Origin of the sequence: Desertihabitans aurantiacus (genome assembly GCF_003344635.1) — a bacterium.
Taxonomy (GTDB): Bacteria; Actinomycetota; Actinomycetes; order Propionibacteriales; family Propionibacteriaceae; genus Desertihabitans; species Desertihabitans aurantiacus.
This window is the reverse complement of sequence record NZ_QPKK01000276.1, coordinates 1-4,895: the sequence shown is the minus strand read 5'-3', so window position 1 is coordinate 4,895 and position 4,895 is coordinate 1. Positions and strand designations below refer to the sequence as shown.

6 protein-coding genes and 1 pseudogene are annotated in these 4,895 nt (G+C 75.8%); 2 read left to right on the top strand and 5 right to left on the bottom strand.

The annotated features are described in order from the left end of the window. From DVA66_RS17110 to DVA66_RS17095, 4 genes and pseudogenes are all read right to left on the bottom strand, one after another. Positions 1–378, bottom strand: a pseudogene (locus tag DVA66_RS17110) (ATP-binding cassette domain-containing protein); the annotation flags it as partial. A 68-nt stretch (positions 379–446) separates the two neighbouring features. Then, positions 447–1,241: an ABC transporter permease gene (locus DVA66_RS17105; protein WP_114561146.1), complete on the bottom strand. Its 795-nt coding sequence runs from the start codon at positions 1,239–1,241 to the stop codon at positions 447–449. Then, positions 1,238–1,987, bottom strand: coding sequence for a molybdate ABC transporter substrate-binding protein (gene modA / locus DVA66_RS17100; protein ID WP_114561145.1), 750 nt, complete (start codon positions 1,985–1,987; stop codon positions 1,238–1,240). Before modA ends, DVA66_RS17105 begins: the two co-directional genes overlap by 4 nt. Positions 1,988–2,037: 50 nt before the next feature. Next, complete coding sequence (locus tag DVA66_RS17095) at positions 2,038–2,448, bottom strand: VOC family protein (RefSeq protein ID WP_114561144.1); 411 nt, start codon at positions 2,446–2,448, stop codon at positions 2,038–2,040. A gap of 82 nt (positions 2,449–2,530) precedes the next feature. Here DVA66_RS17095 and DVA66_RS17090 point away from each other — a divergent pair, with 82 nt between their 5' ends. Further along, positions 2,531–3,076, top strand: a complete 546-nt coding sequence (locus DVA66_RS17090; protein ID WP_114561143.1) for an AAA family ATPase — start codon at positions 2,531–2,533, stop codon at positions 3,074–3,076. Here DVA66_RS17090 and DVA66_RS17085 read toward each other — a convergent pair. Beyond that, entirely contained in the window at positions 3,073–3,804 is a 732-nt protein-coding gene (locus DVA66_RS17085; RefSeq protein WP_114561142.1) for a class I SAM-dependent methyltransferase, read from the bottom strand. The two genes, DVA66_RS17090 and DVA66_RS17085, sit on opposite strands and share 4 nt — an antisense overlap. A gap of 176 nt (positions 3,805–3,980) precedes the next feature. On the opposite strand from DVA66_RS17085, the gene DVA66_RS17080 reads away from it, so the two are divergent. After that, positions 3,981–4,823 (top strand): pseudouridine synthase, encoded by an 843-nt coding sequence (locus tag DVA66_RS17080; RefSeq protein ID WP_198671885.1) that lies wholly within the window; start codon positions 3,981–3,983, stop codon positions 4,821–4,823. Positions 4,824–4,895 lie beyond the last annotated feature (72 nt).

Genomic DNA, 4,895 nt, shown 5'->3' with positions numbered 1-4,895 from the left:
CGCGTGCGGACCGGCGGCGACCGCCCGGGCCAGCGCGACCCGCTGCGCCTCCCCGCCCGAGAGCCGCCGTCCGGGCCGGTCGGCCAACCCCGCCAGCCCCCAGGAGCTCAGCAGCTCCCGGGCGCGGGTGCGGGCCTCCCGCCGGCCGACCCCGCCCGCCCGCAGGCCGAAGGCGACGTTGTCGGTGGCGCTGAGGTGGCCGAAGAGCAGCGGGTCCTGGAAGACCAGGCCGACCTGGCGGTCACGGGCCGGCAGGTCGTGCAGCCGCTGCTCGCCCAGGTGGACGGTGCCCCGGCACGGTTCCAGACCGGCCACCGCCCGCAGCAGCGTCGACTTGCCCGCCCCGTTCGGCCCGACCAGGGCCACCACCTCCCCCGGGTCGGCGTGGCAGGCCACCTCGACATCGAAGTCCGGACGGCTGACCGCGAGGTCCACCCGCAGCGCCCTCACCACCGGTTCACCCACCGTCCGCGCAGCAGCACCAGCACCACCAGCGACACCGCCATCAGCACCACCGACAGCAGCACCGCCGCGTCGGGGTCGCTCTGCAGCGCGAGGTAGACCTCCAGCGGCACCGTCCGGGTGCGCCCCGGGAAGTTGCCGGCGAAGGTGATGGTGGCGCCGAACTCCCCCAGAGCCCGGGCCCAGGCCAGCACCGCCCCGGCCAGCACGCCCGGGGCGACCGCCGGCAGCGTCACCCGGGTGAAGGTGTAGCCGGCGCTGGCGCCCAGGGTGGCGGCGACCTCCTCCGAGCGGCGGTCCAGCGCGCGCAGGCTGCCCTCCACCGACAGCACGAGGAACGGCAGCCCGACGAAGACCTGGGCCACCACCACCGCGGCCGGGGTGAACGGCAGCGCCAGCCCGGTGGCCTCGTGCAGCGGCGCGCCCAGCAGCCCGGAGCGGCCCAGCACGGTGAGCAGCGCGACGCCGCCGACCACCGGCGGCAGGATCAGCGGCACCGTGACCAGGGCGCGCAGCACGCCCGCACCCGGCAGCCCCGGCCGCGACAGCACCCAGGCCAGCGGGACGCCGAGCAGCAGCACCACCAGCGTGGCCACGGTGGCGGTGCCGAGGGACAGCCCGAGCGCCTGCAGCGCCTCCGGCTCGGCCAGCAGCCCGGCCGCCCGCGACCAGGGAGCCCGCACCAGCAGCCCGAGCAGCGGCACCGTCAACCAGAGCAGGGCGAGCCCGGCCGCCAGCAGCAGCGGCCAGGGCGGACGTCCCAGCGGCCGGGGGGTCACGGCGGCCCGAAACCCGCCTCGGCCAGCAGCTGCTGGGCCTCCGGCCCGGTGAGGAACTCGACCAGCTGTCGCCCCGCCTCGGGGTGGGCGCCGCCGGTGAGCGGCGCCGCCGGGTACTCGTTCAGCACGGCCGCGGCCTCCGGCACGTCGACGCCGTCCACCCGGCTGCCGGCGGCGATGACGTCGGTGCGGTAGACCAGCCCGGCGTCGGCCTCGTCCTGGCCCACCTTGGTCAGCACGGCGCGGACGTCGGTCTCCTCGCTGTCCAGCGCGGGCGTCACCCCGGTCGCGGCGAACACCTGCTCGGCGGCCGAGCCGCAGGGCACCTCGGGCGCGCAGGCGACCAGCCGCAGCTCCGGACGTCCGAAGTCGGCCAGCCCGGTGACGCCGGCCGGGTTGCCCGGCGGCACCGCGACCTGCAGCACGTTGCTCGTCACCACCACCGGCTCACCGACCGCCGGCACGTCGGCCAGCTGGTCCATCAGCGCGACGTCGGCCGAGATGAAGACGTCGCTGGGGCTGCCCTGGCGGATCTGCTCGGCCAGGGTCGAGCTGCCGGCGAAGTTGTAGACGACCTCCAGCCCGTCGTGCTCGGCGGCGAACCGCTCGCCGATCCGCGGCAGCACGTCGGTCAGGGAGGCCGCGGCGCTGACCACCAGCGGCTCCTCCTCGACCGCGCAGGCGACGGTGCCGACCAGCAGGCCGAGGACACCGACCACGACGCCCGCGCCTCGGAGCACCCTCATCCGGCCGTCCTCCCGTCTCCCGCCCGCAGCCGGAGACTACCGCCGGGTGCTCAGCCGACGAAGACGCAGAACGGGTGCCCGGCCGGGTCGGCGTACACCCGCAGCGGCTCCTGCGGGTCCTCGGAGCGGTCGAGCAGCAGGGTCGCCCCGAGCCGGGTGGCCCGCTCGTGCTGCCGGTCCAGCGACTCCACGTCGTCGACCTCCAGGTCGAGGTGCAGCTGCTGCGGCACCCCCGGCTCGGGCCAGGTGGCGCGCGGCAGCCGCTCGACCTGCTGGAACGCCAGCCGTGCGGCGCCGCCCGGCTCGGCGAGCACCAGGAAGTCGGCGGTGTCGGGGCCGTCGGGCACCTCGTCGCCGGCACGGTAGGCCAGGCCGAGCAGCTCGCGGTAGAACTCGGCCAGACCGCGGACATCCTCGGTGTCGAGGACGGTGGTGTGCAACGTCGGGTGGTCACCGCTCATGGCAGCGATCCTGTCAGCGCCGCCGCGCGCTCGCCACGGCCGGGTTCACCGGAGATCCACGCCGATATGGGAGATTGGGCGCATGAGCGCAGACGATGCGGCACCGGGGCGGGTCATCGTCATCACCGGTGCGATGGCGTCGGGCAAGTCGACCGTTGCCGAGCTGCTGGCCCACCGGCTGGAGCGCTCGGTGCACGTCCGCGGCGACACCTTCCGCAAGATGGTCATCAACGGCCGGGTGGACATGACGATGCAGCCCACCGAGGCCGCGCTGGCCCAGCTGCACCTGCGCTACCGGCTGGCCGCCCACGTCGCCGACACCTACGCCGAGGCCGGTTTCGACGCCATCGTCCAGGACGTCATCGTCGGCGCGGAGCTGGGCCGCTTCATCCAGCAGGTGCAGACCCCGCACCGCTACCTGGTGGTGCTCTCCCCCACCGTCTCGGCGCTGACCGAGCGGGAGCAGCAGCGGGCCAAGCGGGGCTACCACCACTTCACCCCGGTGGCCTTCGACGCGGCGCTGCGCACCGAGACCGCGCACATCGGCTACTGGCTGGACTCCAGCGCCCAGACACCGGACGAGACCGTCGACGACATCCTCGCCAACCTGGAGCTGGCCCGGGTCTAGCCCGCCGGTCGCCGGGCCAGGTACACCCACTCCAGACCGGGGCGGTCGGGGGCGTCGCGGACGTCCAGCAGCTCCAGCCCGGCCTCGACCAGCGAGGCCTCGACCGCCGCACGGGGACGGAACCGCAGGGTCGACGCGGACGCCACCCGGGTGCCGTCGGCGTGGAAGGTGGTCGGGGAGGTGAAGGTCACCAGCTCGCCGTCGACGGCGGTGACCTCGCTCCACCGCTCCACCAGCCCGTACGCCGTCCGCACCCGCTGCCGGGTCAGCGGCTCGGTCCAGGCCTCCCAGGCGCGGGCCTCCGGGCGGCGGGCCTCGAGCACCAGGACGCCGCCGGGACGCAGCGCCGCACGGGTGGCCCGCAGCGTGGCGAGCCAGTCGGCGTCGGTGAGGAACACCTGCGCCACGTTGCCGGTGAGGGTGGCGGTGTCCACCTGCAGCGGCAGCACGTCGGGGACCGTGCCGACGACCCACCGCACGCGGTCGGCGTCCGGTTTGGTGCGGGCGACGTCGACCGAGGCCGCCGCCGGGTCGACCCCGACGACGTCCAGCCCGCGCCGGGCCAGCCGGACCGCCAGGCTGCCGGTGCCGCAGCCGACGTCGAGCACGGACCGGGCGCCGAGCTCCTCGGCCAGCAGGCGCTCGTAGACGTCGAGGTCGCTGCGGTCGGCGTCCAGGGCGTCGTAGACCGCGGCCAGGCGGGGGTCGGCGAAGATCGCGTCGGGCACGGGGCCAGCCCACACCGAGTCCGCCTCGCAGCGCACCCGGTTTTGCGGGGCGCGGTGGGCGGCCCGCGTAGCATCCGCCCGTGCCGCCTCGCTCTCCGCTGCCCCGCCGCCACGGGCTGGACGCGGCGTGGGTGCGCACCCCCGACCGCGGGCCCGTCGCCCCGCCCTGGTCGACCATGGGCGCCTGGTTGGAGCAGCGCCTGCACGCCGATGCCGGGGTGCCCGCGATGCTGGCCGGATCCCGTTTCGTCTACGCCGACGGCACCCCGGTGCGTGCCGCGGACGCCTACCGTCCGCACACCTTCGTCTGGTTCCACCGCGAGCTGCGGACCGAGCCGACGGTCCCGGGCGGGCTGCCGGTGCTGCACCGCGACGAGCGGGTCGTGGTGGTGGACAAGCCGCCGTTCCTGTCCTCGATCCCGCGCGGGCGCCACGTCACCCAGAGCGTGGTGGTGCGGCTGCGCCGGGAGCTCGGGCTGCCCGAGCTCGCCCCCGCCCACCGGCTGGACCGCGGCACCGCCGGCGTGCTGCTGCTCACCACCGAGCGGCGCTGGCGCGCGCCGTACCAGTCGCTGTTCGAGCAGCGGCTGGTCGAGAAGCGCTACCGCGCCCTCGCCCCGGTGCGCGACGGCCTGGAGCTGCCGGTGGTGGTGCGCAACCACCTGCGCAAGCAGCGGGGCGTGCTGCAGGCGGAGGTGGTTGCGGGGTTGGCACCCAACGCCGAGACGCTGGTGGAGCTCGAGCGGGTGGTCGACGGTCTCGGGCACTACCGGCTGACCCCGCGCACCGGACGCACCCACCAGCTGCGGCTGCACCTGCTCGGCCTCGGCATCCCGATCGTCGACGACCCGCTCTACCCGGAGGTCCGCGAGGTCGACGTCGACGACTTCAGCCGGCCGATGCAGCTGCTGGCCGCCGAGCTGGCCTTCCGCGACCCGGTCGACGGCACCGCCCGCCACTTCTGCAGCGCCCGCCGGCTGGGCCGCCTCGCCGACCCCGTCCGGGACCCGACCGGCTGAGCGCGGACGTCCGCGGACGCCCTTCGACGGGCTCAGGGCGCTGGGACCGGGGCAGCGGCCACCGACAGCCCG

Coding starts and splice junctions, on each gene's coding strand:
- modA (WP_114561145.1), bottom strand. CDS start 1,987: ATGAGGGTGCTCCGAGGCGCGGGCGTCGTGGTCGGTGTCCTCGGCCTG.
- DVA66_RS17095 (WP_114561144.1), bottom strand. CDS start 2,448: ATGAGCGGTGACCACCCGACGTTGCACACCACCGTCCTCGACACCGAG.
- DVA66_RS17090 (WP_114561143.1), top strand. CDS start 2,531: ATGAGCGCAGACGATGCGGCACCGGGGCGGGTCATCGTCATCACCGGT.
- DVA66_RS17080 (WP_198671885.1), top strand. CDS start 3,981: ATGGGCGCCTGGTTGGAGCAGCGCCTGCACGCCGATGCCGGGGTGCCC.